General features: G+C 72.0%; 24 protein-coding genes and 3 pseudogenes. 12 read left to right on the top strand and 15 right to left on the bottom strand.

The genetic code is table 11. The features are described 5' to 3' along the window. Window positions 1-23 precede the first annotated feature (23 nt). A complete protein-coding gene (locus RWE79_RS08910; protein WP_475939474.1) occupies window positions 24-2,783 on the top strand; it encodes a penicillin acylase family protein in 2,760 nt (919 codons plus the stop codon). Between the two features lie 86 nt (window positions 2,784-2,869). Here the strand turns inward: RWE79_RS08910 and RWE79_RS08905 are convergent, their stop codons facing one another. Then, window positions 2,870-4,204, bottom strand: a complete 1,335-nt coding sequence (locus RWE79_RS08905) for a serine-threonine protein kinase (RefSeq protein WP_475939473.1) — start codon at window positions 4,202-4,204, stop codon at window positions 2,870-2,872. Between the two features lie 140 nt (window positions 4,205-4,344). Between RWE79_RS08905 and RWE79_RS08900 the strand changes: the two genes are divergently transcribed. Genes RWE79_RS08900 through RWE79_RS08890 form a run of 3 tightly spaced genes read left to right on the top strand, consistent with a single transcriptional unit; the run spans window position 4,345 to window position 6,840 of the window. After that, complete coding sequence (locus tag RWE79_RS08900; RefSeq protein WP_475939472.1) at window positions 4,345-5,115, top strand: SDR family oxidoreductase; 771 nt, start codon at window positions 4,345-4,347, stop codon at window positions 5,113-5,115. Between the two features lie 59 nt (window positions 5,116-5,174). Next, window positions 5,175-5,837, top strand: a complete 663-nt coding sequence (locus tag RWE79_RS08895; RefSeq protein WP_475945695.1) for a TetR/AcrR family transcriptional regulator — start codon at window positions 5,175-5,177, stop codon at window positions 5,835-5,837. Window positions 5,838-5,856: 19 nt separating this feature from the next. Then, entirely contained in the window at window positions 5,857-6,840 is a 984-nt protein-coding gene (locus RWE79_RS08890; RefSeq protein WP_475939471.1) for an NADPH:quinone oxidoreductase family protein, read from the top strand. A 361-nt stretch (window positions 6,841-7,201) separates the two neighbouring features. Here the strand turns inward: RWE79_RS08890 and tnpA are convergent. Continuing rightward, window positions 7,202-7,619, bottom strand: a pseudogene (tnpA, locus tag RWE79_RS08885) (IS200/IS605 family transposase). Window positions 7,620-7,644: 25 nt separating this feature from the next. On the opposite strand from tnpA, the gene RWE79_RS08880 reads away from it, so the two are divergent. Further along, the gene (locus RWE79_RS08880) at window positions 7,645-8,949 is read left to right on the top strand and encodes an RNA-guided endonuclease InsQ/TnpB family protein (RefSeq protein ID WP_475939470.1); all 1,305 of its coding nucleotides are present in this window, start codon (window positions 7,645-7,647) and stop codon (window positions 8,947-8,949) included. Here RWE79_RS08880 and RWE79_RS08875 read toward each other — a convergent pair. The 6 genes from RWE79_RS08875 to RWE79_RS08850 form a co-directional block, all read right to left on the bottom strand. After that, window positions 8,914-10,128, bottom strand: a complete 1,215-nt coding sequence (locus tag RWE79_RS08875) for an acyl-CoA dehydrogenase family protein (RefSeq protein WP_475939469.1) — start codon at window positions 10,126-10,128, stop codon at window positions 8,914-8,916. The genes RWE79_RS08880 and RWE79_RS08875 overlap by 36 nt on opposite strands. Before the next feature lie 6 nt (window positions 10,129-10,134). Beyond that, window positions 10,135-11,166: a phosphotransferase family protein gene (locus tag RWE79_RS08870; protein ID WP_475939468.1), complete on the bottom strand. Its 1,032-nt coding sequence runs from the start codon at window positions 11,164-11,166 to the stop codon at window positions 10,135-10,137. 138 nt (window positions 11,167-11,304) lie between these two features. After that, a complete protein-coding gene (locus RWE79_RS08865) occupies window positions 11,305-12,225 on the bottom strand; it encodes an MBL fold metallo-hydrolase (protein WP_475939467.1) in 921 nt (306 codons plus the stop codon). A gap of 38 nt (window positions 12,226-12,263) precedes the next feature. Then, window positions 12,264-12,758, bottom strand: coding sequence for a gluconokinase (locus RWE79_RS08860; protein WP_475939466.1), 495 nt, complete (start codon window positions 12,756-12,758; stop codon window positions 12,264-12,266). Window positions 12,759-12,854: 96 nt separating this feature from the next. Continuing rightward, entirely contained in the window at window positions 12,855-13,361 is a 507-nt protein-coding gene (locus RWE79_RS08855) for an AAA family ATPase (protein ID WP_475939465.1), read from the bottom strand. Window positions 13,362-13,450: 89 nt separating this feature from the next. Further along, window positions 13,451-13,897, bottom strand: a complete 447-nt coding sequence (locus RWE79_RS08850) for a MarR family winged helix-turn-helix transcriptional regulator (RefSeq protein ID WP_475939464.1) — start codon at window positions 13,895-13,897, stop codon at window positions 13,451-13,453. A gap of 144 nt (window positions 13,898-14,041) precedes the next feature. Between RWE79_RS08850 and RWE79_RS08845 the strand changes: the two genes are divergently transcribed. From RWE79_RS08845 to nicT, 3 genes are all read left to right on the top strand, one after another. Further along, window positions 14,042-15,619, top strand: coding sequence for an MFS transporter (locus RWE79_RS08845; RefSeq protein WP_475939463.1), 1,578 nt, complete (start codon window positions 14,042-14,044; stop codon window positions 15,617-15,619). Between the two features lie 11 nt (window positions 15,620-15,630). Further along, complete coding sequence (locus tag RWE79_RS08840) at window positions 15,631-16,557, top strand: NADP-dependent oxidoreductase (protein ID WP_475939462.1); 927 nt, start codon at window positions 15,631-15,633, stop codon at window positions 16,555-16,557. A gap of 121 nt (window positions 16,558-16,678) precedes the next feature. Continuing rightward, entirely contained in the window at window positions 16,679-17,764 is a 1,086-nt protein-coding gene (nicT, locus tag RWE79_RS08835; RefSeq protein ID WP_475945693.1) for a Nickel transporter NicT, read from the top strand. A gap of 21 nt (window positions 17,765-17,785) precedes the next feature. On the opposite strand, the gene RWE79_RS08830 is transcribed toward nicT, so the two are convergent. The 7 genes and pseudogenes from RWE79_RS08830 to RWE79_RS08800 form a co-directional block, all read right to left on the bottom strand. Continuing rightward, the gene (locus RWE79_RS08830; RefSeq protein WP_475939461.1) at window positions 17,786-18,097 is read right to left on the bottom strand and encodes a DUF202 domain-containing protein; all 312 of its coding nucleotides are present in this window, start codon (window positions 18,095-18,097) and stop codon (window positions 17,786-17,788) included. Beyond that, window positions 18,097-18,519: a YidH family protein gene (locus RWE79_RS08825; RefSeq protein ID WP_475939460.1), complete on the bottom strand. Its 423-nt coding sequence runs from the start codon at window positions 18,517-18,519 to the stop codon at window positions 18,097-18,099. The genes RWE79_RS08830 and RWE79_RS08825 overlap by 1 nt, the downstream gene beginning before the upstream one ends. Before the next feature lie 200 nt (window positions 18,520-18,719). Beyond that, entirely contained in the window at window positions 18,720-19,295 is a 576-nt protein-coding gene (locus RWE79_RS08820) for an NUDIX hydrolase (protein WP_475945691.1), read from the bottom strand. A gap of 6 nt (window positions 19,296-19,301) precedes the next feature. After that, a pseudogene (locus tag RWE79_RS08815) lies at window positions 19,302-19,712 on the bottom strand (ASCH domain-containing protein); the annotation flags it as partial. Window positions 19,713-19,805: 93 nt separating this feature from the next. After that, a pseudogene (locus tag RWE79_RS08810) lies at window positions 19,806-20,442 on the bottom strand (response regulator transcription factor); the annotation flags it as partial. A gap of 45 nt (window positions 20,443-20,487) precedes the next feature. Continuing rightward, entirely contained in the window at window positions 20,488-20,784 is a 297-nt protein-coding gene (locus RWE79_RS08805) for a hypothetical protein (RefSeq protein WP_475939459.1), read from the bottom strand. After that, window positions 20,772-20,990 carry a hypothetical protein gene (locus tag RWE79_RS08800; protein WP_475939458.1) on the bottom strand — a complete coding sequence of 73 codons (219 nt, stop codon included), beginning with the start codon at window positions 20,988-20,990 and terminating at the stop codon, window positions 20,772-20,774. Before RWE79_RS08800 ends, RWE79_RS08805 begins: the two co-directional genes overlap by 13 nt. A 195-nt stretch (window positions 20,991-21,185) precedes the next feature. On the opposite strand from RWE79_RS08800, the gene RWE79_RS08795 reads away from it, so the two are divergent. The 4 genes from RWE79_RS08795 (at window position 21,186) to RWE79_RS08780 (ending at window position 25,737) form a co-directional block, all read left to right on the top strand. Further along, a complete protein-coding gene (locus tag RWE79_RS08795; protein ID WP_475939457.1) occupies window positions 21,186-22,541 on the top strand; it encodes an NAD(P)/FAD-dependent oxidoreductase in 1,356 nt (451 codons plus the stop codon). Between the two features lie 135 nt (window positions 22,542-22,676). Next, window positions 22,677-24,464, top strand: a complete 1,788-nt coding sequence (locus RWE79_RS08790) for an acyclic terpene utilization AtuA family protein (protein ID WP_475939456.1) — start codon at window positions 22,677-22,679, stop codon at window positions 24,462-24,464. A gap of 88 nt (window positions 24,465-24,552) precedes the next feature. Beyond that, window positions 24,553-24,729 (top strand): hypothetical protein, encoded by a 177-nt coding sequence (locus RWE79_RS08785; protein WP_475939455.1) that lies wholly within the window; start codon window positions 24,553-24,555, stop codon window positions 24,727-24,729. Window positions 24,730-24,768: 39 nt separating this feature from the next. Continuing rightward, on the top strand, window positions 24,769-25,737 hold the full coding sequence (locus RWE79_RS08780) for a pirin family protein (protein WP_475939454.1): 969 nt from the start codon (window positions 24,769-24,771) through the stop codon (window positions 25,735-25,737). Window positions 25,738-25,995: the final 258 nt, after the last annotated feature.

Raw genomic sequence — 25,995 nt, 5'->3', positions numbered from 1 at the left:
ATCGGTCCTCGGGAGGAGCAGCTATGCGTCTGCGTATCGCCCCGCTCAGCAAGCTCGGAAAGCTCAGAACGGTCGCCGGTGCCGCGGTCATCGCACTCGGGGCGACACTTGTCGCACCGCTGCCACAGACAGCGAGCGCCGCCACGGTCACGGACTACTGCCAGTCGCAGTGCAACGACATCCTGCCTCCGGGGGAGAACGGAAACGCCACCCTGGCGCAGGTCCTGCTCAACCAGGCGTTCGGCTCCCAGCCGGCCCATGCCGACGACCAGCTCGCCCCGTACGGCAATCTGGCCTCCGGCTACCAGTCCCTGACCACCTCCACCATCAGCAGCTTCTTCAACGACGCCTCGCTCGGCGTCGCCTCGGGCCAGGTCGCCTCCACCGAGTCCCCCGGCGGGCGCACCGACGTCACGATCGTCCGGGACAAGAAGACCGGCGTCCCGCACATCACCGGCACCACCCGCTACGGCACCGAGTACGGCGCCGGATACGCCGCCGCCGAGGACCGGCTGTGGCTGATGGACGTCTTCCGGCACGTCGGCCGGGGCCAGCTCACCCCGTTCGCCGGCGGCGCGGAGTCCAACCAGGGCCTGGAGCAGCAGTTCTGGCGCAACGCGCCGTACACCGAGGCCGATCTGCAGGCCCAGATCGACTACATCGCCAACAACAACGGCGCCCGGGGCACCCAGGCGCTGGCCGACGCCGGCGCCTACCTCACCGGCGTCAACGCCTACATCGACGCCTCCGACAGCGGCCGTTACTTCCCCGGCGAGTACGTCCTGACCGGCCACAAGGACTCCGTCACCAACGCCGGGACCATCGACCACTTCAAGCTCACCGACCTGGTCGCCCTGGCCGCCGTGATCGGCGCGCTCTTCGGCTCCGGCGGCGGCGGCGAGGTCAACAACGCGCTGTCCCTGATGGCCGCCCAGGAGCAGTACGGCACCACCGAGGGCACCAAGGTCTGGGAGTCCTTCCGCGAGCGCAACGACGCCGAGGCCACCCTCACCGTCCACAACGGCGAGAGCTTCCCGTACGCCACCAAGCCCGCCACCGCCGTCGGCGAGGCACTGCCCGACTCCGGCACGGTCACCGAGGAACCCCTGGTCTACGACCGCACCGGCAGCGCCGCGACCGCCTCGGCGAGCACCGCCTCCGCCACGGCGGCGGCCACCGCCCTCACCTCGGCCAAGCGCGGCATGTCCAACGCCCTGGTGGTCAGCGGCAAGTACACCGCCAGCGGCCACCCGATCGCCGTGTTCGGCCCGCAGACCGGCTACTTCGCGCCACAGCTGCTGATGCTCCAGGAGATCCAGGGCCCGGGTATCAGCGCCCGCGGCGCGTCCTTCGCCGGGCTGAGCATGTACGTCGAACTGGGCCGGGGCCAGGACTACTCCTGGAGCGCCACCACCTCGGGTCAGGACGTGATCGACAGCTACGCGGTCGAGCTGTGCACGGACGACTACCACTACCTCTACCACGGCAGCTGCACCGCCATGGACAAGGTCGAGCAGACCAACGCCTGGACCCCGACGACCGCCGACTCCACCGCCGCCGGTTCCTACCGCATGCAGGTCTACCGCACCAAGTACGGCCCCGTGGAGTACCGCGCGACGGTCGACGGCAAGAAGGTCGCCTACACCTCGCTGCGCTCGTCGTACATGCACGAGGCCGACTCGATCGTCGGCTTCCAGATGCTCAACGACCCCGACTACGTGTCGAGCCCGGCCACCTTCCAGGCGGCGGCGTCGCACATCAACTACACGTTCAACTGGTTCTACGCCGACTCCAGCCACACCGCCTACATCAACAGCGGCAACAACCCGGTCCGCGCCACCGGCGTCGACGCCGAGTTCCCGGCCTGGGCCCGGCCCGCGTACGAGTGGCAGAACTGGAACGCCACGACCAACGTCGCCGACTACACGCCGGCCTCCGCCCATCCGCAGTCCGTGGACCAGGACTACTACATCTCCTGGAACAACAAGGTCGCCAAGGACTACACCGCCGCGAGCTGGGGTGACGGTTCCGTGCACCGCGGTGATCTGCTGGAGGACCGGGTCAAGGCCCTGGTGAAGGCGGGCGGGGTCACCCGCGTCAAGCTCGTCCAGGCCATGGCGGACGCCTCGCTGACCGATCTGCGCGCCGAGGACGTCCTGCCGGAGCTGCTCAGGGTCGTCAAGTCGCAGACCGTGACCGACTCCACCCTCGCCACCGCCGTCACCCAGCTCTCCGACTGGGTCACCGCCGGCGGCAAGCGCAAGGAGACCTCCTCGGGTTCCCACACCTACGCCAACGCCACCGCGATCCGCATCCTGGACGGGTGGTGGCCGCTGCTGGTCAAGGGCGAGTTCCAACCCGGCCTCGGCAGCGACCTGTACGAGGCCTTCACCGCCAACCTCTCGATCGACGAGGCCCCTTCGGCCGGTCACGGGCCCACCGGCTCGCACGCCGGCAGTTCCTTCCAGTACGGCTGGTGGAGCTATGTCGACAAGGACCTCCGTACGGTCCTGGGCGACTCCGTGAGCGGCGGACTGGCCGACACCTACTGCGGCGACGGATCGCTGTCCGCCTGCCGTGACATCCTGCTCAGCACCCTGAAGACGGCCGTCGCCCTGACCGCCGCCCAGGTCTACCCCGGTGACGACGCCTGCTCGGCGGGCGACCAGTGGTGCGCCGACTCGATCATCCAGCGCACCCTGGGCGGCATCAAGCACGACAAGATCACCTGGCAGAACCGTCCCACCTTCCAGCAGGTCGTCGAGTTCCCCGCACACCGCTAGTGCGGTGACTCGTCCTCGATCGCCGGAGGGGCCGAAGGACCGGCCCCGTCCGGCGGTCGAGGACGGAACGCGGCTCGCGGGGCCGTTCAGGCCAGCCGGGCCGCCCGCAGTACCAGCCGGGTCAGCTCCTCGTGGCAGATATCGCTGTGCGCCCCCGAGGGCGGCCCGCCGGCGCGCACCACGGCGGACACGTCGACATTGACGCAGCCGCTCGCCGGTAAGGCCCCGCCGAGCGCCTGCGCCAGGGTCAGCCGGGCGCACGGATCGACGGCCTGCATGCCGTCGTGGCCCATCGCGCCCCAGCGCTCGCTCAGTTCGAACAGACCGCGGTCGTCCCCGGCCAGCTTGGACGCCAGTGGGTACATGGTGCCCAGGGAACTGTCGTGCGCCGACCAGCACGACACCACCGGCCCGTCGACGCGGCGCCGGACGTCCCGCAGGGCGCCGCCGTGCGCGTGGTCGTGGGGGAGGACGGCGGCGAAGGCGTAGTGCGAGAAGGCGCCCTGGAGCAGGGTCACCGACTTCACGGCGCGCACGCCGTCCGGCAGTCCGCGCAGCGCGAAGGAGACCACGCGGCCGCCGAAGCTGTGCCCGACCAGATGGATCCGGATGCCGGGCCGGGCGGCGGCGACGGCGCCGAGCGCCGGGCCGAGCCCGTGCTCGCCGACCGTACCGGCCCGGCGCTTCATGGCGTAGTACGTGGCCTGGCGCAGCACTTCGTGGGCGCCGTTCCAGATCCGCGCGCGCAGCCCGTCGAGCAGGCCGGGCTCCAGTGAGGCCGCGAACACCTCGCAGACGGCGACGGGGTCGTCCACCAGCATCGCGGGCGCGACGGCGGAGGATTCGTCGGTGGTGTCGACGGCCGCGCCGTCGACCCCGGTGAGCCGGCGCGTCAGCGCCACGAACTCCGCGATCCGCCGGTCGTCGTCCGGCCGTTCCTCCAGCAGCGCCGCCAGCCGCCCCACGAGGGGCCCGCCGCCGGGGAAGACCTCGGCCAGGGCGCGCCGCGTCCGGTCGTCCAGGACCGCCGCCCCGTCCCGTGCCCCGGTGACGGCGGAGGTGGGCTCGAAGTCGGGGATCGGCTCGTCGGAGAAGCGCATCGAGGGCCACAGGACGCCCACGTACCCGGGTACGGCAGGCGCAGGCGCAGGCGCAGGCGCAGGCACGGGCACGGGCGCAGGCACGGGCGCGTTCGCAGGCGCGGTCGCGCCGCGCAGCAGCCCGGGGACGGGCCGCAGGAAGCGGTCGTGGAGCCGGGTGGCGCCGGAGCGGTCGCTGTTCCAGCCGTGCGAGAAGACGATCAGGTCGGTGACGCCCCGGGCGGTGACCCCCGAGGTCAGGCCGGCGCGCTGAGTGGTGTCGACGTCCCCGTCGGCATCGAAGGTCAGCTCCCAGTACGGCTTCACGGTGATGCCCTTCATGGGGCGCATCATCCCAAGGGGGTACGGGTACGGCCATACGCCGCGCACACGTATTTTCCGGCGGACCGGCGGGGAACCCTTCCGTCGTCCTGACCGACCGCTTAGTATGTCGCGGGAGCCGACACGAGGGAGTGGACACGATGGTGGCAGCGCTGCGAGACGCCCGGGTAGTGGTCACCGGAGCCGGCGGCGGCATCGGCGCGGCCCTGGCCCGCCGCTTCGCCGCCGAGGGTGCCCGGGTCGTGGTCAACGACCTCGACGAGGGCGCCGCAAAGGCCGTGGCGGACGAGATCGGCGGCATCGCGGTCCCCGGTGACGCCTCCGGCGTGGTCGCCCCGGCCCGCGAGGCGCTCGGCGGCCGCGTCGACATCTTCTGCGCCAACGCCGGTACCGGCAGCATGGCCGGCCCGGAGGCCGACGACGAGGTCTGGCAGCGGGTCTGGGACGTCAACGTCATGTCCCATGTGCGTGCCAGCCGCGAACTGCTCCCGGAGTGGCTGGAGCGCGGCGAGGGCCGCTTCGTGGCCACCGTCTCCGCCGCCGGACTGCTCACCATGGTCGGCGACGCCCCGTACTCCGTCACCAAGCACGGCGCCCTGGCCTTCGCGGAGTGGCTCGCGGTGACCTACCGCCACCGCGGGGTGCGGGTCCACGCGGTCTGCCCGCAGGGTGTGCGCACCGACATGCTGCGCTCGGCCGGACAGGCCGGGCGGCTCGTGCTGGCCCCCACCGCCATCGAGCCGGAGGAGGTCGCCGACGCCGTCCTCCAGGGCATCGCCGACGAACGCTTCCTGATCCTCCCGCACCCCGAGGCGGCCGACTACTACCTCGCCCGCGCCACCGACCCCGACCGCTGGATCGGCGGAATGAACCGCGTCCAGCGGCAGCTGGAGGAGGAACAGGGGGAGTAGTTCACATACCGCCCGGTATGCTGGCCACGCACTCGTACGACGAAGGGCAGGCGCAGGCCATGGCACGGACCACCACCCCGAGGGCCACCGCGAGAGCCGGCGCGAAGGCCACCGCGAAACCCGGCACCGGGGCAGGGACCGGCGCCGCACCGGCCGCCGTGCCGCAGCGGTTGCTCGCCGAGGCCACCCGCCTGTTCGCCGAACGCGGCTACGACCGCACCTCAGTCCAGGAGATCGTCGAGGCCGCCGGGGTGACCAAGGGCGCGCTGTACCACTACTTCGGCAGCAAGGACGACCTGCTGCACGAGATCTACGGCCGGGTGCTGCGCCTCCAGATGCAGCGCCTCGAAGCGATCGCCGGCAAGCCCGACCAGGTGGTGGACCGGCTCTTCGAGGCCGCCGCCGACGTCGTCGTCACCAGCATCGCCAACCTGGACGACACCAAGATCTTCTTCCGGTCCATGCACCAGCTCGGCCCCGAGAAGCAGAAGGCGGTCCGGGCCGACCGCCGCCGCTACCACGAGAAGTTCCGCGCCCTGGTCGAGGAGGGCCAGGCCGAAGGCGTCTTCCGCGCCGCCGTCCGCCCCGACCTGGTCGTCGACTACTTCTTCGGCTCCGTCCACCACCTGGGCACCTGGTACCGCCACGGCGGACCGCTCACCGCCGAGCAGGTGGGCCACGACTACGCAGACCTGCTGCTGCACTCCGTACGGCAGCCCTGACCCCCAAGGGGAGTTCGACGTGAAGGCATGGCGTGTGCACGAGAACGGTGAACCGCGTGAGGCGATGCGCCTCGACGAGGTCGCCGACCCCGAACCCGGCCCCGGCCAGGTCCTGGTGCGGGTGCGCGCAGCGGGCGTCAACTTCCCCGACGCGATGATCTGCCGGGGCGTCTACCAGATCCGGCCCCCGCTGCCCTTCACCCCGGGCGTGGAACTGTGCGGCGAGATCACCGCGCTCGGCGAGGGCGTGACCGGCCTCGCCGTGGGCGCCCGGGTCATCACCCCCGCGGCCCTGCCCGGCGGTGCCTTCGCCGAGTTCGCCGTCGTCCCCGCCGCCGGCGTGCTTCCGGCCCCCGAGGCCCTCGACGACGCCGAGGCCGCCGCCCTCCACATCGGCTACCAGACCGCCTTCTTCGCCCTCCACCGCCGGGCCGGGCTCAAAGCCGGGGAGACCCTCCTGGTGCACGCCGCCGCGGGCGGCGTCGGCAGCGCCGCCATCCAGCTCGGCAAGGCCGCCGGCGCCACGGTCATCGGCGTCGTGGGCGGCCCCGAGAAGGTCAAGGCGGCCCGGGAACTGGGCGCCGACCTGGTCGTCGACCGGCACACCGCCGACTTCGTCGCCGCCGTCAAGGAGGCCACCGGCGGCCGCGGCGCCGACGTCGTCTTCGACCCGGTCGGCGGCGACGCCTACACCAGGTCCACCAAGTGCGTCGCCTTCGAGGGCCGCATCGTCGTGGTCGGCTTCACCAGCGGCACCATCCCCGCCCCCGGGCTCAACCACGCCCTCGTCAAGAACTACTCGATCCTGGGACTGCACTGGGGCCTGTACAACACCCACGACCCGGCCGCCGTACGCGCGGCTCACGACGCCCTCACCCGGCTCGCCGCCGAGGGCGCCGTCAAGCCGCTGGTCAGCGAACGCGTCCCGTTGGAGGGTGCCGCCGACGCCGTCCAGCGGGTCGCCGACGGCACGACCACCGGCCGCCTGGTCGTCATTCCCTGACGCCCGGCCCGGGGCCGGGCGGCGCGTCAGTGCGGCGCGTCGTCCGGCGTGCTGTCCGGGGTGCCGGCCGGCACCCCGTCCAGCGCCGCCAGCCGCTCCCGGCAGCCGTCCGCCGAGGCACCGGCGCCGATCTGGTCGCTCAACGGATTCCCCCGGCTGGTCGGAGGCGTGCACCGGAATCCTGCCCCAGAGGCCGCGCTTTCCGCCAGCAGCGGTCTTCGGCCCCGGCACGGACCCGGTGAACCAACCCGGTCACCGCGCCGGGGCTGCGGCTCCGCGCCCGGCTACCGGAGATGAATCGCAGTGCGCCGGGCTTCGGCCCGGTGGTGAAGCGATTCTGGGAAGTGCTCTGAGCCGCAGGTCAAAGCGGACGGTTCTGCTGCTCGATGTACTGACGGACGATTGACAGCGGAGCCCCGCCCGCCGATCCGGCGAAGTACGAGCCGGACCACAGGCGCTGCGCCCGCCAGTAGTGCCGGACCAGTTCCGGGTACTCCTGGCGGAGCCTGCGCGAGCTGACGCCCTTCAGGGAGTTGACCAGCTTGGACAGGGCGACCTTGGGCGGGAAGTTCATGAGGAGGTGGACGTGGTTGTTCTCGCCGTTGAACTCGACGAGTTCGCACTCGAAGTCGGCGCACACCGCGCGCATGATCTCTTCCATCCGTTTCAGGTGGGCGTCGTTGAAGACCCGATGCCGGTACTTCGTCACGAAAAACCAAGTGCGCATGAAGGGCGAAAGTGCAGTGCCTACCAGTACGGATGTTCTGTATATCAGCCATAAACCAAGTTCAGTACGATCACGGTATGCAGCTTCGGTACAGCTTCCGCCTGAACCCGACGGCCGGTCAGCGCGTGCTGCTGGGCAGGGCGTTCGGGTGCGTGCGGGTGGTCTACAACGACGCCCTCAGGGCGCGGGAGGCCGTCCGTGCGGAGGGCCTTCCGTTCCCGAAGACCGGGGACCTGTCGAAGCTGCTCATCACCCAGGCGAAGCAGACTCCGCAGCGGGCGTGGCTGGGCGAGGTGTCGTCCGTCGTGTTGCAGCAGTCGCTCCGCGACCTGGATACCGCCTACCGGAACTTCTTCGACGGTCTCAAAGGCAAGCGCCCCCGCATGGGAGCGCCCCGCTTCAAGTCCAAGCGCGACAACCGGCAGTCGGTACGGTTCACCGCGAATGCCCGCTGGAGGATCACGCCGGGCGGGAAGCTGTCGCTGCCGAAGATCGGCGACGTGCCGGTGAAGTGGTCGCGCGCCCTGCCCTCGACCCCGTCCACGGTGACCGTGACCAAGGACGCGGCGGGCCGGTACTTCGCCTCGTTCGTCGTCGGGACGGACGGGTCCGAGGTGTTGCCGCAGACGATGCCCGAGGTGGGTATCGACCTGGGCCTCACCCACTTCGCGGTCCTCTCCGACGGCCGCAAGATCTCCTCCCCGAAGTTCTTCCGGCGCGTGGAGAAGAAGCTCCGCAAGGCGCAGCAGAACCTGAGCCGCAAGACCAAGGGCTCGGCGAACCGCAGGAAGGCCGTGGTCAAGGTCGCACGGGCTCACGCCCGCACGGCCGACGCACGGCGGGACTTCCACCACAAGCTGTCCACGACGATCATCCGCGAGAACCAAGCGGTGTACGTCGAGGACCTCGCGGTGAAAGGCCTCGCCCGCACCCGCCTGGCGAAGTCCGTGCACGACGCCGGATGGTCCGCGTTCGTGAGCATGCTGGAGTACAAGGCCGCCCGGTACGGGCGGACCTTCGCCCGCGTGGACCGGTTCTTCCCCTCCTCGCAGCTCTGCTCCGCCTGCGGGGTGAAGAACGGCCCCAAACCGTTGACGGTCCGCGAGTGGACCTGCGGGAACTGCGGGACCGTCCACGACCGCGACGTGAACGCCGCGCTCAACATCAGGACCGAAGGACGCAAGGTCGCCGCCGGACAGGCGGAGACCGTAAACGGCTGTGGAGCGCAGGTAAGCCCGGTACTCGTACCGGCACCGCGCGACGAAGCAGCAACCCACCCGAAGCAGCCCACAGCCCCCGCGCGGTGGGAGCAGACGGGAATCCCCGACCTTAGGCCGGGGAGGAAGTCAATGGTGCTTCTTCAGCTCGCGGCGGGCCAGTGACCGCTTGTGGACCTCGTCCGGGCCGTCGGCCAGGCGCAGCGTCCGTGCGGCGGCCCAGAGTTCGGCGAGCGGGAAGTCCTGGCCGACGCCGCCCGCGCCGTGCACCTGTACCGCGCGGTCGAGGATGAGGCCGACCTTCGCCGGGGTGGCGATCTTGATGGCCTGGATCTCGGTGTGGGCACCCCGGTTGCCGACGGTGTCCATCAGCCATGCCGTCTTCAGGACCAGCAGCCGCAGCTGCTCGATCTCCACCCGCGCCTCGGCGATCCACTCCTGGACGACGCCCTGCTCGGCGATCGGCTTGCCGAAGGCGACCCGCCCGGCCGCCCGCCGGCACATCAGCTCCACGGCACGCTCGGCCATGCCGATGAGCCGCATGCAGTGGTGGATGCGGCCCGGGCCGAGCCGGGCCTGGGCGATGGCGAAGCCGCCGCCCTCCTCGCCGACGAGGTTCTCCGCGGGGACCCGCACATCGCGGAAGACGATCTCGGCGTGCCCGCCGTGATCCCCGTCGTCGTAGCCGAACACCCGCATACCGCGCCGGACCTCGACGCCGGGGGTGTCCCTCGGCACGAGGATCATGCTCTGCTGGCGGTGCCGTTCGGCCGTCGGGTCGGACTTGCCCATGACGATGAAGATGCGGCACCGCGGGTTCATCGCCCCGGAGATGTACCACTTGCTGCCGTTGACGACGTACTCGTCACCGTCGCGCTCGATCCGGGTCTCGATGTTGGTGGCGTCGGACGAGGCGACGTCGGGCTCGGTCATCGCGAAGGCCGACCGGATCTCGCCCGCGAGCAGCGGCTCCAGCCAGGCCTTGCGCTGCTGCTCACTGCCGAAGTCGTTGAGGACCTCCATGTTGCCCGTGTCGGGGGCGGCGCAGTTGAGCGCGGGCGGGGCCAGGTGCAGGCTGCGGCCGGTGATCTCGGCCAGCGGGGCGTACTGGAGGTTGGTCAGGCCCGCGCCCCGCTCGCCCGGCAGGAACAGGTTCCACAGGCCCTGCCGCCGCGCCTGCGCCTTCAGCTCCTCCACGACCGGCGGAGCGGCCCAGCGGGCGTCGCCCTCGGCCTCCTCGCGCTGCCGCGCGAAGACCGGCTCGGCCGGGTACACATGCTCGTCCATGAAGGTCAGCAGCCGCTCGCGCAGCTCCTCGGTGCGGGTGTCGTACGCGAAGTCCATGGCGGCTCAGCCTTCCTGGAGGATGTTCAGGCCCCGGGTGATGAGGCCGGGGACGAGGTCGCCGATGAGGTCGAAGCCGGCGCCGACGGTCTGCCCGAGTGTGTAGCGGTAGTGGATGCCCTCGGCGATGACCGCGAGCTTGAAGTAGGCGAAGGCGGTGTACCAGCCGATGGCGGACACGTCGCGGCCCGAGCCCTGTGCGTAGCGGGCGATGATCTCGTGGGCGTCCGGGTGGCCGGGGGCTCCGCTCGCGGTGGGCACGGGGGAGTCGGCGGGGGCCTCACGGTCGCTGTACATCACGAGCAGACCGAGGTCGGTGAGGGGATCGCCGAGGGTGGACATCTCCCAGTCCAGGATCGCCTTGACCTGGTCGTCCTCCGGCCCGACCAGCACGTTGTCCAGCCGGTAGTCGCCGTGCACCACCGCCGCCGGGCCCGAGGCGGGCAGCGCCTTCGCCAGGGCCTCGTGCAGTTCGTCGATACCGGCCAGCTCCCGGCTGCGGGAGGCGTCCAGCTGCTTGCCCCAGCGCCGCAGCTGCCGTTCCAGGAAGCCCTCCGGTCGTCCGAAGTCGCCCAGCCCCACCGCCTGCGGGTCCACGGCGTGCAGGGCCACCAGGGTGTCCACCAGGCCGATGACCACCTCCCGGGTGCGCCGCGGACCGAGCGCGGCCAGTTCGCCGGCGAAGCGGTACGGCACGCCGTCCACGTACTCCATGACGTAGAAGGGCGCCCCGATCACCTCGGGGTCCTCGCAGAGCAGTACGGTGCCGGGCACGGGCACCGGGGTGCCGTGCAGGGCGCTGATGACGCGGTGCTCACGGGTCATGTCATGGGCGGTGGCCAGGACGTGGCCGAGCGGCGGACGGCGTACGACCCACCGGGAGGTGCCGTCGGTGACGGCGTAGGTCAGATTCGACCGGCCGCCCTCGATCAGCGAGGCCCGCAGCGGACCGGTGACCAGCCCGGGGCGCGCGTGGTCGAGATGCTCGCGCAGCCGCCCGGGATCGAGTCCCGGTGGATTGTCCGTCCCGCCGCTCATCAACGCTCCTAGCCCCTGGTGGATGCCTGCCTCCGACCATCATGCCGACCAGTCGGTATGTCGTCCAGTTCCCCCGGCACATTGACCCGGACACGAGGCGGGCGACACACCGCGCGGACCTGGCGGTCGCGGCCCGGTTCAGGCCCGGCTGCGCGGGATCGTCCCGCCGTTGAGAGCGGCCATGTCACCGAGGACGGCCACCAGGTCCAGGGGCACGCCGGGCGGCAGCCCGTCCATCTCGGCGTAGGCGCGGTGCAGATTGGCGACCAGCCGCTCGGGCTCGGTCAGGGCGCCCAAATCGTCCGGACCGGCGGTCCGGGCCGTCTCCAGGGGGGTGCGCCCGGCGGCGCGCCCCTGAGCGGCGAGGACGGCCACCTGGTGCAGATACCGCTCCACCGTGTCGTACGCCCCCGGATCGCACACCGGGCCGTGGCCGGGCACCACGATCCGCGCGTCCAGCTCGCGCAGCACCCCCAGGGCCCGCAGGGAGCCGCTGAGCGAGCCGAACAGGACGAAGGGAGTGGCCCCGTTGAAGACCAGGTCCCCGGTGAAGACCACCCGCCGCTCGGGCAGCCAGACGATGGTGTCCCCGGTGGTGTGGGCCGGCCCCGGGTGGATCAGTTCCACCCGGGTGCCGCCGGCCTCCAGCTCCGTCCGGTCCTGGTACGTGACCGTGGGCGGCGTCACCGGCACCTCGCCGTACTCCACGTCGGGCCAGATCAGGTGGAGCTGGTGGCCGGCGGCCTCCTGCTCCGTCGCGCAGGCGGCGTGCCCGATGATCTCCGCCTGCCCGGCGAACAGGTGGTTGCCGTAGGTGTGGTCCCCGTGGTGATGGGTGCTCACCAGGTACGAGGGCATCGGGGCGCCGGTGGCCAGCAGCGCGTCGCGGAGCATCCGGGTGCGCTCCTCGGTCGCGGTGGTGTCCACCAGCAGGGTGCTGTGTCCGTCACTGACGAATCCGGCGTTGTTCAGGCACCAACCGCCGTCCGGCTGGACGTAGGCGTGCACCCCGGGTGCCAGTTCGGTGAGATATGGCGCGGTTTCCTCGGTGACGGGCACCGGAGGAACGTAGCAGTCACCGGCCCCCGCGCGCCGCGTCAGCGCGGGAGGGCGGCCAGCGCCCGCTCGGTGATCTGCTCCGGGTCGCCGTCGAGCGGGACGACCGCCCCCGCCTCGTCCGGCTCCAGTGGCTCCAGGGCCTCGAACTGCGAGCGCAGCAGGCCGGGCGGCATGAAGTGGCCCGTCCGGGCGGCCAGCCGGGCGGCGATCAGCTCGCTCGGCCCGTCGAGATGGAGGAAGAACAGGTCCGGGGCGTCCGACCGCAGCCGGTCCCGGTAGCGGCGCCGCAGCGCCGAGCAGCTGATGACACCGCCGCTGCCGTGGCGGGCGGTGATCCAGCCGGCGATCGCGTCCAGCCAGGGCGCCCGGTCGGCGTCGTCCAGCGGGTGGCCGGCGGCCATCCTGGCGACGTTGGCGGGCGAGTGGAAATCGTCCGCCTCGGCGTACGGGACGCCGAGCCGTTCGGCGAGCAGTGCGCCGACCGTCGTCTTGCCCGATCCGGACACTCCCATGACAACCACCACAGCGGTCATGCGCTGGTACCTCCTCGTCCGGGCGACCCGCTGGGGGAACGCCGTGGGTGTTTCGTACCCGTGGCAGTACCGGCACGGGCGCCTGCGCGCCGGATCTCAGGGCGCCGCGTGCAGGAGTATCGCGTCCACGGTCTCCTGGGGGGTCTGGTCCGTGGTGTCCAGCCACAGGCCGAACCGCGGGGTCTCCTCGCGCAGCGCCCGGTCCAGCTCCGCCGGGGTCCACACTCCGTAGGCCGACTTGGCCCGGCCGGCCTCCCGTTCGGCGACCGCGCGCGGGCTGGGGGCGAGCACGATCACATGCAGTGGCCGGGTGCGCACCATCGAGATGGTCCGTGCCAGCTCGTCACCGAGGATCACGTCCTGGAGCACCGGTACGAATCCCGCCGCCGCGTACGCGTCCGCCGTCGCCGCAGCGATCTCGTGCCGCAGCCGCAACTGCCGCAGCGCCTCGGGGTCGTACGCCGGTTCCGTCTCCACCCGTCCGCCGACCACCATCCGCCGGAACGCGTCGCCGTTGACATGCGCGGAACGCGGCAGGCGTCCGGCCAGCTCCCGCGCCACCGTGGACTTTCCGGATGCCGGGACACCGGTGATCAGATACATGAATCCTTGGGCCTTCCTGCGTCCGCGTAGCGTACCGGCGCGAAAACCGGAAGGCCGCACCCGGGGCCGAGGGTGCCCGGGCCGCCGGGTCAGGCCCGGTGCCGGTCCTCCATCACCGGCCGCAGCCGCTCCAGCAGGCCGTACAGTGCCGAACGCTCCTCGTCGTCCAGGGTGTCCAGCGCGCCGTGCGTGGCCTGCATCTCCTCGCGTACGCGGCGGATGGTGTCGCGGCCGAGATCGGTGGCGACGACGTTCTTGACCCGGCGGTCGGTGGGGCTCACCTCGCGGCGTACGAACCCGTGCGACTCCAGCCGGTCGACGATGCCGGTGATGTTGGACGCGTCACACACCAGGGCCTCGGCCAGGCCGCGCATCGGGACCGGGCCGTGCAGCTGGGCGAGGACCTTGGCCTGCATGGAGGTGAGGCCGTGCCGGGCGGCGGCGGCCGCGAAGTCCTGCCACTGGGCGGTGCCGATGGCGGCGAGCAGTTCCAGCAGCTGGATCTTGGCGGGGGTGGACGAGACGGGGGCGGTCATGGCCCGAGTGTACCCAGGATGCTTGAGGACCTGAATCATTAACTTGACGACCTTAAGTATCGGCGCCTACGGTCGATCCTGTTGCTTGACGTCCTCAAGCATCAACGTCATGAAGCAACTGACAGCAGGGAAGCCGCAAACCCCATGAACACCCTCGACGCGCCGGACAAGCGGGACGGATCGGCCAAGCGGGACGGATCGGCCAAGCCGGCCGGGCCGCAGAACGAGACGGTCATCGTCTTCGCGCTGAGCCTGGCCGCCATGGTCGTCGCGATGATGCAGACGCTCGTCGTGCCGATCCTCACGCTCATCCAGACCAGCCTGAACACCACCACCGCCAACGCCAGTTGGGTCACCACCGCCACCCTGCTGTCCGCCGCCGTCTTCACCCCGCTGCTCGGCCGCTTCGGCGACCAGCACGGCAAGAAGCAGACCCTCGTCGCCGTCCTGGTGGTGATGGTCGCGGGCTCCGTGCTCGCCGCCACGACTCACTCCCTCGGCTGGCTCATCGTCGGCCGGGTGCTCCAGGGCGCCGCCACCGCGATCTTCCCGCTGGCCCTGTCCGTCCTGCGCGAGGAGATCCGCCCGGCCAAGCTCCCCGGGGCGATGGCCCTGGTCAGCGGCACCCTCGCCTTCGGCAGCGGGCTCGCGCTGGTCGCCGTCGGCCTGCTCACCTCCGGTGACGACCCCGACTACCGCAGCGCCTTCTGGCTGGCCACCGCGCTGGCCGTGATCGCCCTGGCCGCGGTGGTCCTGCTGGTCCCCGCCACCCGCCAGAAGTCCGGCGGCCGCACCGACGTGCTGGGCGCGCTGAGCCTGGCCGCCACCCTCGTGCTGCTCCTGCTGCCCATCACCCAGGGCCACGAGTGGGGCTGGTCCTCCGCCCGTACGACCGGCTCCTTCGCCGGCTCCGCCGTCATGGCGGCGGTCTGGGTGCTGGTGGAGCGCCGGGTCCGTGAACCCCTCGTCGACATGCGGATGTTCGTCCACCGGCCGGTGCTCTTCGCCAACGCCGCCGGGCTGCTGGTCGGCTTCGGCTCCTTCACCTCCTTCATCGGCATCTCCTACCTCGTCCAGATGCCCTCGGCCGTCGTCGGCTACGGCTTCGACGCCTCCATCCTGCGGGCCTCCGTGGAGTACCTGCTGCCCAGCGCCGTCATGTCGCTGCTGGCCGCCCCGGTCGGCGGTCAGCTGGTCCGCCGCCACGGCCCGCGGCTGGTGCTCGCGCTGGCCTCCGCCTCCGGGGTCGCCGGCTTCGCCTGGATCACCGCCGACCACACGCACGACGTGTCGGTGATCGGTGCCGGGATGCTGATCGGTGTGGCCATCAGCTTCGGTTACGCGGCCATGCCCGCCGTGATCATGGCGAGCGTCCCGCACCACCAGAGCGGCATCGCCAACGGCATCAACTCCATCTCCCGGTCCACCGGAAGCGCCATCGGCACCGCCGTCATCACCACCGTGCTCGCCTCCAGGAGTGTCCGGGGACTGCCGGCCGGCTACCCGGCGCTGCCCGCCGAGTCGCAGTTCACGCTGAGCTTCGTCATCGCCACCGTCGCCCTGGCCCTGGTGGCGCTGGTCGCCTGGCTGGGCCTGCGGAAGCCGCCCGCTGTGGCGGAACCCGGCCCGGCGGCCGAAGCTGGGCCCGGGACGACCGGCACCGCGACCGCTGGTTCCACGGGTTCCATGGGTTCCGCCGAATCCACTCCCGCGACCGTCTGAGGAGCAGGCTCATGAAGGCGATCAGCTACCGCACCTACGGCGGCCCCGAGGTCCTGGAGTACGGGGAGCTGCCCGAGCCCAAGGTCGGCCCGGACAACGTCCTGGTCAGGGTCCGGGCGGCGGCCGTCAACCCCGTCGACTGGAAGGCCCAGGCGGGCGGCCTGGACGGGCTGCTGCCCACGGCCTTCCCCGTCGTGCCCGGCTGGGACGTCTCCGGGGTGGTCGTCCGGCCCGGGGTGGACGCGGTCGAGTACGCCGAGGGCGACGAGGTCATCGGCTACGTACGCGAGGACTTCCTCTCCCGGGGCACCTTCGCCGAGTACGTCGCCGCCCCCGTGCGCACCCTGGCCCGCAAGCCCCGCGGCCTGAGCTTCGAGCAGGCCGCCGGGCTGCCGCTGGCCGGGCTCACCGCCTACCAGTCGCTGGTCAGGGCGATCCGGCTCGGCAAGGGCGAGACCGTGCTCGTGCACGCCGCGGCCGGCGGGGTCGGCTCGCTGGCCGTCCAGATCGCCGCCCACCTCGGAGCCCGCGTCATCGGCACCGCGAGCGAGCGCAACCACGACTACCTGCGCTCGCTGGGCGCCGAGCCCGTCACGTACGGGGAGGGGCTCGCCGACCGGGTCGCCGCCCTCGCCCCCGGCGGGGTGGACGCCGTCCTGGACCTGATCGGCGGTGAGGCGCTCACCATCTCGCCCGACCTGCTCGCCGACCGGGGCCGGCTCGTCTCCATCGCCGACCCGGCCGTGCTCGGCCTCGGCGGACGCTACTTCTGGGTCCGCCCCGACGCGGCCGACCTCGCGGCCCTGGGCGAACTCGCCGAGAGCGGCGTGCTGGGCGTCGAGGTCGCCGCCACGTTCCCGCTGGAGCGCGCCGCCGACGCCCAGCGGCTGAACGCCGAGGGCCACACCCGGGGCAAGATCGTCGTCACCGTCGGCTGACCCGTGGCCGCGCCCCGGCGCGGACCCGCTCTGTGCACGGGAATCGTTGTTGCGTACTATGCGCAATAACGATTCCCGACCCGCAGAGGACACGCCCGTGGCCCAGACCGAACGCACCCGCATGCCGGCCCTCACCCGCCGTGAGTGGAGCGGCCTCGGAGGCATGGCCGGCTTCGTGCTGCTCCTGCACCTGGTCGGCTTCGGCCTGCTCGCCTTCATCGTCGTCCCCGGCCACTACCGGCTCGCCGGCGGCGCCTTCGGCTTCGGCACCGGCCTGACCGCCTACACCCTCGGCCTGCGCCACGCCTTCGACGCCGACCACATCGCCGCCATCGACAACACCACCCGCAAGCTCATGGAGGACGGCAAGCGTCCGCTCTCGGTGGGCTTCTGGTTCTCGCTGGGGCACTCCTCGGTGGTCTTCGGCCTCACCTTCCTGCTGGCCCTCGGCGTCCGGGCGGTCGGCACCGGACTCGCCGACGACGACTCGCGGCTGCACCAGGTCGGCGGCCTCGTCGGAACCCTGGTCTCCGGCGCCTTCCTGCTGCTGATCGCCGCCATCAACCTCGTCATCCTGGTCGGCCTGGGCAGGGTCTTCCGCGACATGCGCCGAGGCAACTACGACGAGGCACAACTCGAAGAGCACCTGAACAACCGCGGTTTCATGAACCGCATCCTGGGCCGCGCCACCCGCGCCATCCGCAAGCCCTGGCAGATGTACCCGCTCGGCATCCTCTTCGGCCTCGGCTTCGACACCGTCACCGAGATCAGCCTGCTCGTCCTCGCCGCCGGCTCGGTGGCCTCGGGCCTGCCCTGGTACGCGATCCTGTGCCTGCCCGTGCTCTTCGCCGCCGGCATGTCCCTCCTGGACACCATCGACGGCTCATTCATGAACTTCGCCTACGGCTGGGCGTTCTCCAAGCCGGTCCGGAAGGTCTACTACAACCTCACCATCACCGGCCTGTCCATCGCGGTCGCCTTCATCATCGGCGGCATCGAACTGCTCTCGATCCTCGCCGAGAAGCTCGACCTCACCGGCCCCTTCTGGGACGCGGTCTCCTCCGTCGACCTCAACACCGTCGGCTTCTGGATCGTCGGTCTCTTCGTCGCCACCTGGGCCGTCGCCCTCGCCGTCTGGAAGTACGGCCGCATCGAGGAGAAGTGGGACGCCGGCCTGCGCACCCCGGTGGAGGAACCCGCCGCCTGACCGCTCACCCGGCCCGGGCGCTCACACCAGCACCGAGGCCCCGAACGCGGCCAGCGCGATCACGCACACCACCGCCGCCACCGCCGTACCCGGCGGCAGTGCGGCGGGCGGCCGGCCGGTGCCGAGAGCGGCGATCCGGGCCTGGGCGAGGGCGAGAAAGGCCAGCAGCACCAGCGCGCACAGCGCCACCGCCACCACCCCGGCCGGTGAGAGCCCCCGGTGCAGGGCCTGCCGGCCGGCCAGGACCGCCGCCACCGCGCAGGCCAGGGTGGTACGGCGCCAGGCCAGCCGGGTCCGCTCGGGCTGCAGCCCCGGGTCGCGCCCGGCGGCCATCAGCCGGCCCAGCCGAGCACGGCGACCAGCACCATGAGCAGCGCGACGGCCGTGACGAGCAGCGCCAGCAGGACCGGGAAGCGCGACACCGGCAGATCCTCCCCGCGCCGCATGGCGCGCTCGCAGCGGATCCAGTGGTTGACGGCGCGCAGCGCGCACATCGCGCCGCCCAGGAGCAGCAGCACCGCCAGCGTCACCCGCACCGGCCGGTGCAGCCTCGGCAGGAACTGGTCGACGGCGAAACCGCCGCCGATCAGCGCCAGGGCGGTGCGCAGCCAGGCCAGGAAGGTGCGTTCGTTGGCGAGGGAGAAGCGGTAGTCGGGAGTCGTGCCCTCCGTACGCGTCTCCTGCGGCGACAGCCACAGCCGCACCCGGGTCACCCAGCCGATCACACCGGCCAGCCTAGGCCCTGTCCGACACATCCCGCCTGTCCCACGGCGTCTGGCACGCAGGTCCGAGCAGCCCACTACGAGGGTGATCTCCCCCGGACTCGGTCCGGTGGGGGTGCCCCCGGCCGAAGGCTGGGGGAGTGCCCCCACCGCCTTGCGATCGCACGCAAGGAGACACCCCCACCCGGCGGTGGCCGGGGGAGCCGTGGGACCCGCCCTCCGGGCGGGCGGCGCTATTTGTCGGACAGGGCCTGGGCCCTGAGCCTGCGGTAGGCCTCCAGGCCGTCCGGCACCCACGTCCACTCCGTCAGCCGGCGGTCCAGCTCGTCGCGGGTGAGGAAGGCGTGCCACGCCACCTCTTCGGCCTGGGGCCGCACCGGCAGTTCGCAGCGCACCTCGTAGACGCGGCTCCACCAGCTGTGGCCGGCGGAATCCCCGGCGCCCTGGTAGAGGAAGCCGAACAGCGGTACGGGCCGCGGCAGTCCGTGGACGCCCAGCTCCTCCTCGGCCTCGCGCAGCGCGGCGTCGTCGTAGCTCTCGCCCGCGCCGACCACACCGCCGACGAACATGTCGTACAGCGAGGGGAAGACCAGTTTGCGGGCCGTCCGCCGGTGGACGAAGACCCGGCCCTGGCCGTCCGTCACGTGGATGAAGACGCAGCGGTGCCGCAGCCCCCGGGCATAGGCCTCGGCGCGGGCCACCCGGTCGACGACGCGGTCGTGCTCGTCGACGATGTCCAGGAGCTCGCCGGCGTCCAGTACGTCCTGGGCGTCCCGTACGTCCTGGCTGTCGAGCGCGAGCCGTTCCACGACCCGGAACCGCTCGGCGACGACCGTGGTGGTGTCGCCGACGGTGAACTCCGGGTCGCCGAGGGCCTCCCGCATCTCCTCGCTGTGCCAGAAGCCCTCATGGGCCGCCCGCCACCCGGCGACCGACACGTGACCCTCGCCCTCGTCGACGGCGTGGGCCAGGTCGACCTCGCCCAGCGGGACGACCCGCACCTGCGTGGTCTCCACCACGGCGACCGGCCGCCCGGCGGAGTCGACCATCACGGCCCGGTCCCCGGGCACCGGCAGCGGATCACCGTCCTGCTCGTACTCCCGCAGCAGCCCGGTCGTGGAGGTCTTCGCACCGGACAGCACGGCGGCGACGAGCCGGTCGCGCAACGGCCCGGGGAAGGCGAGTGCGAACTGCGGCAGATCGTCGTGCGTCGGCGTCGGCGGCATGGCGTCACCCTAGACGAGAACGCCCCGCGCCGCGGCAGGTGCCTCAGGACCGATCGCCGTGCCGTGGGGATCGGTTCCGCTGAGATGTCGCGGACCGGCGTCGCGGGCCAGCAGGGCCGCCTGGACACGGTTGGAGCAGCCGAGCCTGGCGAGGACACGGCTCACACAGGTCTTGACGGTCGTCTCGCTGGTGTGGAGCCGCCGGCCGATCCCGGCGTTGGACAGGCCCTCGGCGACCAGCCGCAGGACCTGCGACTCACGGGCCGTCAGGGCGGCCGGCCGCTCGACGGCTTGCTGTCTGCGGCCGGCCTCCACGGGCGCGATCATGCCCAGTACCAGGCGCGCCACCGGCGGAGAGAGATAGGCGTCGCCGTCGTGCGCCGCTCCGACCGCGTGGATCAGCTCGTCGGGAGCGCAGTTCTTGAGCAGGAACGGTCGCGCGGTGGTGGAGGGCGCGCAGCACGTGCGGCTCCGCACCGAACGCCGTCAGCATCACGGTCCGCAGCCCGGGCATCCGCCGGCGGAGGTCCTCGACGGCGCTCAGACCGTCCATCACCGGCATGCTGATGTCGATCAGCGCCCCATCCGGACGGTGCCCGATCACCTGCTCCACCGCCGAACGGTCGTTCTCCGCCTGTGCGATGACGTCGATGTCGCCGGCGGATTCCAGCACCGTGCGGATCCCGGCCGTGATCAGCGGCTCGTCGTCGGCGATCAGCACCCTGATCACCTCAGCCCACCCCCAGCAGCATGCTCGCGGGAAGGGCCGCGAACATCACGGCCGCCACGGCGAAACCGAGCGCGGTCGTGCGAAGGCCGTGCGGGGAGGGCCCGTGGTCCTCAGGTAGAACGAGGTCATGCCGCGGCCGTCGCCCTTGCCGGGGGCCCGGATGTCGGTCACGGTGACCTGCCGGTGCTGGGCCTTCTCCAGCTCCTGGGCGATCCGGGCGGCGGTCTGCGACGACACCGACGGGCCGGCGGCCGAGGCGACCAGCAGGGTGTCGGTGCTGCCGCCGGCCTCGTTGGACGAAGCCCGCGTCCACCGTACGGGCAGGGCGTTCAGCCGGTCCACGATCTGCCCCGGGCCTGCGCCGGGGCGACCACCGCGACCGTGATCCGGCGCGGGGTGGGGGAGGGGAAGGCACCGAGGCAGGAGACGATGAACGCCAGCTGGATCACCAGCCCGCCGAGGACCATCACCAGGCCCCGCAGACTGATCGCGTCCCGCAGTTCCGAGCCGAAACCGCACGGCGGGAGCTCGGTTCTGGCGTGACTCATCGGCCGTCCTCACTCCGGTCTGGACTCCGGTCTGGACTTCGGTCCGGACTTCGGTCTGGACTCCGGTCGGGACCCCTGATCGGACGCTGGGCCGGATTGCCCCGCCACGCGCGGGGTAGTGCTCCGTTCGCGGCCGTAGGGCGCTTGTGCGAGCGTGGCCGCAGGACAGGAAACGCCCCTCTGGAGAGGCAGAGCATGAATCGACCCCGGATTCTCGTGGTGGGCGGCGGGTTCGCCGGCATGGAGTGCGCGCACCGCCTGGAGCGGCGGCTGTCGCCGGACGAGGCCGAGATCACCCTGGTGTCCCCATGGAGCCACCAGCTCTACCTGCCGCTGCTGCCGCACGTCGCGGCGGGCGTCCTGACCCCGCAGGCGGTGGCCGTCGCCCTGCGCCGCATGCTGCACCGTACGCAGGTGATCCCGGGCCGGGCGATCGGGGTCGACGCGCCCGGCAAGGCCGTGGTCATCAAGAAGATCACCGACGAGGAGTTCGTCGAGCGCTACGACTACCTCGTCCTCGCCCCCGGCAGCGTCACCCGGACCTTCGACATCCCCGGGCTCACCGACTACGGCCGGGGCATGAAGACCCTCGCCGAGGCGGCGTACATCCGTGACCACGTCATCACCCAGCTCGACCTCGCCTCCGCCAGCGCCGACGAGGCCGAGCGCGCCTCCCGGCTGCAGTTCGTGGTCGTCGGCGGCGGCTACGCGGGCACCGAGACCGCGGCCTGCCTGCAGCGCCTCACCACCGCCGCCGTGAAGCGCTACCCCCGGCTCGACCCGGGGCTCATCAAGTGGCACCTCATCGACATCGCGCCCAAGCTGATGCCCGAACTCGGCGACAAGCTGGGCCAGAAGGCGCTGGAGATCGTCAGAAAGCGCGGTGTCGAGGTCTCCCTCGGGGTCTCGGTCGCCGAGGTCACCGAGGACCTGGTGACCTTCACCGACGGGCGCAAGATCCCCAGCCGGACGCTGATCTGGACCGCCGGGGTGGTCGCCAGCCCGCTGGTCGCCACCCTCGGCAGCGAGACCGTCAGGGGCCGGCTGGTCGTCGGCGCCGACATGGCGGTGCCCGGCGTCGACGGGATCTTCGCCCTCGGCGACTCCGCCGCCGTCCCCGACCTCGCCAAGGGCGCCGACGCGGTCTGCCCGCCCACCGCCCAGCACGCCATGCGCCAGGGCAAGGTCGCCGCCGAGAACGTCGTCGCCGCGCTGCGCGGCGGGCCCGGCAAGCCGTACGAGCACAAGGACCTCGGCCTGGTCGTCGACCTCGGCGGGGCCCAGGCGGTCTCCAAGCCGTTCGGCATCCCGCTCAGCGGACCGGCCGCCCAGGTCGTCGCCCGTGGCTATCATCTGGGAGCACTGCGGACCTTCCCCGCCCGCTTCCGGACCGTCGCCGGCTGGATGCTCAACTCGGTGGCCGGGGACGACTTCGTACGTACCGGCTTCCAGGCCCGGCGCCCCGCCAGGCTGCGGGACTTCGAGGTCACCGACATCTACCTCACGCCCGAGCAGGCGCGTGAGCGGGCGGAGGGCCTGCGGGCGGCGTAAGCACCACCGGGCACCACCGGCGCGGGCAACCCACCGGCGCGGGCAACCCACCTGCGCGGGCAACCCGCCCGCACAGGCGGCACAGTTGCGCGGGCACCACCACAGGCAGCGACCGGGTACAGGGCACAGGGGGACATGTTGCGCGAGGGCCAGGCACGCACCGGGGACGGCATCCTGCGGATAGCCAACTGCTCCGGCTTCTACGGGGACCGGCTATCCGCCGCCCGCGAGATGGTCGAGGGCGGCCCGATAGACGTCCTGACCGGCGACTACCTCGCCGAGCTGACGATGCTGATCCTGTGGAAGGCCCGGCAGCGCGACCCCGGGGCCGGATACGCCGTCAGCTTCCTCGCCCAGATGCACGACGTCCTCGGCACCTGCCTGGAGCGCGGCATCAAGGTCGTGGTCAACGCGGGCGGGCTGAACCCGGCCGGACTGGCCGCCCGGCTCGGCACCCTCGCCGGGGCCGCCGGGCTGCGGCCCCGGATCGCCCATGTCGAGGGCGACGACCTGCTCGCCCGGCTGCCGCGGCTCCAGAAGGAGGGCCACGACCTCGCCCACCTGGCCACCGGCCGCCCACTGGCCGGCTCCGGGGCCGAACCGGTCACCGCCAACGCCTACCTCGGCGGCTGGGGCATCACGGAGGCGCTGCGGGCCGGGGCCGACGTGGTGATCTGCGGCCGGGTCACCGACGCCGCCCTGGTGGCCGGCCCGGCCGCCTGGGCCTTCGACTGGGCGACCGACGACTGGGACCGGCTCGCCGGAGCCGTCACCGCCGGGCACATCATCGAGTGCGGCGCCCAGGCCACCGGCGGCAACTACGCCTTCTTCACCGAACTCGACCAGCCGCTGCGCCCGGGCTTCCCCATCGCCGAACTCCGCGCCGACGGCTCCGCCGTCATCACCAAACACCCCGGCACCGGCGGCGCCGTCACCGTCGACACCGTCACCGCCCAGCTGCTCTACGAGATCGGCGGACCCGCCTACCTCAATCCCGACGTCATCGCCCGCTTCGACACCGTGCGGCTCCGGCAGCTCGGCCCCGACCGGGTCCAGGTCAGCGGCGCCCGGGGGGAACCCGCCCCCGACACGCTCAAGGTCTGCCTCAACTACCGTGGCGGTTACCGCAATTCCGCGGTCTTCGCGCTCACCGGACTCGACATCGAGGCCAAGGCCGCCTTCGCCGAGGCCACCCTCCGTGACGCCACCGGCGGCCCCGGGCGCTTCGCCACGTACGACGTCCGGCTGGAGCACGGTGGCGACACCCCGGCGGCCACCTCCCGGCTCACCCTCACCGTCAAGGACCCCGACCCGGACACCGTGGGCCGCTCGCTGTTCACCGACGTCGTCGGCACCGGCCTGTCCGGCTACCCCGGGCTGTACCTGGAGCACTTCTCCCCCCGGGCCGAGGAGTACGGCGTCTACTGGCCGGCCCTGCTCGCCGCCGACGCCGTACGGGCCGAGGCCGTCCTGTCCGACGGCACCCGGCTTGCCGTACCCGAACCGCCCCGCCGGCCGCCGGTGATCCCGCCGCCGGCCTCCGTGCCGCGGCAGGGGCGCCCGCCCGGGGGCCCCACCGCCCGCGCGCCGCTGGGCCGGATCATCGGCGCCCGCTCCGGCGACAAGGGCGGCGACGCCAACGTAGGCCTTTGGGCCCGCGGTGACGACGCGTACGCCTGGCTGCGGGCGACCCTGGACGTCGGCCTGCTGCGCGAACTGCTGCCCGAGGCGGCGGGACTTTCCGTCAGCCGCCACGAACTGCCCAACCTGCGGGCCGTCAACTTCGTGATCCACGGCCTGCTCGGCGACGGCGTCGCCGCCTCGACCAGGCCCGACCCGCAGGCCAAGAGCCTCGGTGAATTCCTCCGGGCGTGCTCTCTTGAGATACCCGTGACGCTGTTGAGCGACATAAATGAGCCGTGAGTATCGGGACGGCAAAAAGCCGTCCGCACTTCGGTCATGACTGCCGAAAACGCGATTGATCAGGTGTTTCGCTGTCTAACCTCAATTCATGGACAACGACATCCTGCGCAAGGCGATATTCCTGCTGCGCGACTGCCGCGAATCAGAACAACAGGCGGTCGACGGCCTCAAGAACTACTTCCCGCAGCTGCACCTCGGCGAGCGGGAGCGCTACGTCGGCGAGGCCTGGGACATGATCCACGGCGTCCACACCGCCATCTCCTGACGCCGCACACCGCACGCCGCCAGGCGTACGGTCGGGACCATGAGCAATCTTGACCAGAAACCGGTCCCCTCCCTCTGCGGCGGCCGGGACGACGTCTCGGCGCGGCCGGTCCACGAACTCCTCGCCCCGCGCGTCGTACCCCTGGGCGAAAGCACGGTCGTACGGCGGCTGCTGCCCAACCTCGGCCGCCGGATGGTCGGCGCCTGGTGCTTCGTCGACCACTACGGTCCCGACGACATCGCCGACGAGCCCGGCATGCAGGTGCCCCCGCACCCGCACATGGGCCTGCAGACCGTCAGCTGGCTGCACGACGGCGAGGTGCTGCACCGCGACAGCCTGGGCAGCCTGCGGACCGTACGGCCGTACGAGCTGGGCCTGATGACCTCCGGGCGGGCCATCTCGCACTCCGAGGAGTCCCCGCGCGAGCACGCCAGGCTCCTGCACGGCGCCCAGCTCTGGGTCGCCCTGCCCGACGCCCACCGCCACACCGCACCCGCCTTCGAGCACCACGCCTCCCTCCCCGAGGTGAACGGCGGCCGCGGCCTCCGCGCCACCGTCATCCTCGGCTCGGTCGACGGCGCCACCTCGCCCGGCACCGCCTACACCCCGATCGTCGGCGCCGACCTCGCCCTCGCCGCCGGCACGGACGCCCGGCTCCCCCTGGAACGGGACTTCGAGTACGCCGTGCTCGCCATGTCCGGCGCCGCCACCGTCGACGGCGTACCGGTCGAGGCCGGCTCCATGCTCTACCTCGGCTGCGGCCGCACCGAACTGCCCCTGCGGGCCGACGCCGACAGCGCGCTGATGCTGCTGGGCGGCGAACCCTTCGACGAACACATCGTCATGTGGTGGAACTTCGTGGGCAGAACCCAGGACGATATCGCGCAGGCCCGTGCCGACTGGATGACCAGTGATCGTTTCGGCACCGTACGAGGCTATGACGGGGCGCCGATCCCGGCCCCCGCCTTGCCCCCAACGCCCCTGAAGCCCCGGGGCCGCATGCGCTGAGCTGCTGATTCACCGTACGAGCGCCGGTGCTCGGGCGCACCTCCTGCGCCTGAGTCAGGACGCGGTGCCGTACAGGTGCGGCCAGCCCCGGAAAGCGGGCACCGATGCGGCTGCCCGCCGGCCGACGGGCGACGAAGCCCAGCACCTCAGAACTGGCCCCGTCGAGCCAGGCGAGGTCGTCCACGACGATGAACACAGGGTGTTCGGTTGCCGCCTGGCGCAGCAAAAAGAGCACCGCGTCGCAGACGTGCAGCCTGT

This window comes from Streptomyces sp. RLA131 (assembly GCF_056270125.1).
The sequence above is the reverse complement of the archived record's forward strand: the minus strand, read 5'-3'. Positions and strand labels throughout refer to the sequence as shown.

Bases quoted from the DNA above. Each gene is read 5' to 3' on its own strand.
- RWE79_RS08910 (WP_475939474.1), top strand. From the start codon at position 24: ATGCGTCTGCGTATCGCCCCGCTCAGCAAGCTCGGAAAGCTCAGAACG.
- RWE79_RS08905 (WP_475939473.1), bottom strand. From the start codon at position 4,204: ATGAAGGGCATCACCGTGAAGCCGTACTGGGAGCTGACCTTCGATGCC.
- RWE79_RS08900 (WP_475939472.1), top strand. From the start codon at position 4,345: ATGGTGGCAGCGCTGCGAGACGCCCGGGTAGTGGTCACCGGAGCCGGC.
- RWE79_RS08895 (WP_475945695.1), top strand. From the start codon at position 5,175: ATGGCACGGACCACCACCCCGAGGGCCACCGCGAGAGCCGGCGCGAAG.
- RWE79_RS08880 (WP_475939470.1), top strand. From the start codon at position 7,645: ATGCAGCTTCGGTACAGCTTCCGCCTGAACCCGACGGCCGGTCAGCGC.
- RWE79_RS08875 (WP_475939469.1), bottom strand. From the start codon at position 10,128: ATGGACTTCGCGTACGACACCCGCACCGAGGAGCTGCGCGAGCGGCTG.
- RWE79_RS08870 (WP_475939468.1), bottom strand. From the start codon at position 11,166: ATGAGCGGCGGGACGGACAATCCACCGGGACTCGATCCCGGGCGGCTG.
- RWE79_RS08860 (WP_475939466.1), bottom strand. From the start codon at position 12,758: ATGACCGCTGTGGTGGTTGTCATGGGAGTGTCCGGATCGGGCAAGACG.
- RWE79_RS08855 (WP_475939465.1), bottom strand. From the start codon at position 13,361: ATGTATCTGATCACCGGTGTCCCGGCATCCGGAAAGTCCACGGTGGCG.
- RWE79_RS08850 (WP_475939464.1), bottom strand. From the start codon at position 13,897: ATGACCGCCCCCGTCTCGTCCACCCCCGCCAAGATCCAGCTGCTGGAA.
- RWE79_RS08845 (WP_475939463.1), top strand. From the start codon at position 14,042: ATGAACACCCTCGACGCGCCGGACAAGCGGGACGGATCGGCCAAGCGG.
- RWE79_RS08840 (WP_475939462.1), top strand. From the start codon at position 15,631: ATGAAGGCGATCAGCTACCGCACCTACGGCGGCCCCGAGGTCCTGGAG.
- nicT (WP_475945693.1), top strand. From the start codon at position 16,679: ATGCCGGCCCTCACCCGCCGTGAGTGGAGCGGCCTCGGAGGCATGGCC.
- RWE79_RS08830 (WP_475939461.1), bottom strand. From the start codon at position 18,097: ATGGCCGCCGGGCGCGACCCGGGGCTGCAGCCCGAGCGGACCCGGCTG.
- RWE79_RS08825 (WP_475939460.1), bottom strand. From the start codon at position 18,519: ATGTGTCGGACAGGGCCTAGGCTGGCCGGTGTGATCGGCTGGGTGACC.
- RWE79_RS08800 (WP_475939458.1), bottom strand. From the start codon at position 20,990: ATGAGTCACGCCAGAACCGAGCTCCCGCCGTGCGGTTTCGGCTCGGAA.
- RWE79_RS08795 (WP_475939457.1), top strand. From the start codon at position 21,186: ATGAATCGACCCCGGATTCTCGTGGTGGGCGGCGGGTTCGCCGGCATG.
- RWE79_RS08790 (WP_475939456.1), top strand. From the start codon at position 22,677: ATGTTGCGCGAGGGCCAGGCACGCACCGGGGACGGCATCCTGCGGATA.
- RWE79_RS08785 (WP_475939455.1), top strand. From the start codon at position 24,553: ATGGACAACGACATCCTGCGCAAGGCGATATTCCTGCTGCGCGACTGC.
- RWE79_RS08780 (WP_475939454.1), top strand. From the start codon at position 24,769: ATGAGCAATCTTGACCAGAAACCGGTCCCCTCCCTCTGCGGCGGCCGG.